Below are 1016 nucleotides of genomic sequence, written 5' to 3'. Positions count from 1 at the left end.
ACGCGATGTTCGACTTTTTGACGTGACTGAAAGACGTTGGCGCGACACCGCCGTCCTGGCTACGCTGAGAGGATCTGAACCAACCTCAGCCCTCACCAGGAGACGGCGATGTCGCTCGAAGACTTTATCATCACGATTTTTTGCTGGATAGATGATCAGTTAGCCGCCTGTGTGGGCAATCGGCGCCTGCGCCAACGTGGGTTTGCGCCTGCCCTCAGCGACAGCGAAGTGATCACGTTAGAAGTGGTGGGCGAGTTTCTCGGCTTGGACGCGGATGTGCAGATCTGGCGGTATGCGCGTCGGCATTGGCGGGCGTGGTTTCCGGGGCTGGGATCGCGCACCGCGTTTGCCAAGCAAGCGGCCAATCTGTGGGCACCGAAGCAGCGCTTGCATCAGCGACTCATCGCCCATTTGGGAGCGGTGGCCGATCCGATCCACCTGGTGGATGGCTTTCCGTTACCGATCTGCGTGATCACACGCGCCCCTCGCTGCCGGCTCTTTGCCGGTGAGGCTAACCACGGCTACTGTGCCGCCAAGCAGGAATATTATTATGGATTTCATGGGCATCTGATGATCAGCTTCGACGGCGTCATCACCGGCTTGACGGTCACGCCTGCCTCGGGCAGCGAACGTGACGCCCTCTGGGATCTGGTCGAGGAGAGGCAAGGCTTGCTGATTGGCGACAAGGGCTACCTGGGTGCGTTCCTGAAGGCGGACTTGATGGCGGCGGGCATTGATCTGCAAACCCCCTTGCGGTCAAACATGCACGACGACCGCGATCCGCAAGCGGTCGCGCGGCTCAGGCGGGTGCGACGACGGATTGAAACCGTCATCGGTCAACTCACTGAGCAGTTCCATGTTGAAAAGGTGCGGGCGCGCGACCGGTGGCACTTGACCAGCCGCCTCGCGCGGAAAGTGTTGGCGCACACCTTCGGTATTTTCATCAACCGTTCGCTGGGGCGACCAGACCTTCAGCTCGCAGGGTTAATCGCGGCCTGAAAAGTCGAACATCGCGT

At 60.3% G+C, this 1016-nt stretch carries 1 protein-coding gene; it reads left to right on the top strand.

Annotation, left to right across the window (positions count from 1 at the left end):
• Positions 1 to 108: 108 nt before the first annotated feature.
• Complete coding sequence (locus tag GJ668_RS19790; protein WP_155451796.1) at positions 109 to 999, top strand: IS982 family transposase; 891 nt, start codon at positions 109 to 111, stop codon at positions 997 to 999.
• Positions 1000 to 1016: the final 17 nt, after the last annotated feature.

It is taken from the genome of Allochromatium palmeri (genome assembly GCF_009720725.1).
Taxonomy (GTDB): Bacteria; Pseudomonadota; Gammaproteobacteria; order Chromatiales; family Chromatiaceae; genus Thermochromatium; species Thermochromatium palmeri.
Note: the sequence above shows the minus strand (reverse complement) of the source record. Positions and strands in the feature narration are given on the sequence as shown.

Excerpts from the sequence above, each read along its gene's own strand:
- GJ668_RS19790 (WP_155451796.1), top strand. The coding sequence starts at position 109 with ATGTCGCTCGAAGACTTTATCATCACGATTTTTTGCTGGATAGATGAT.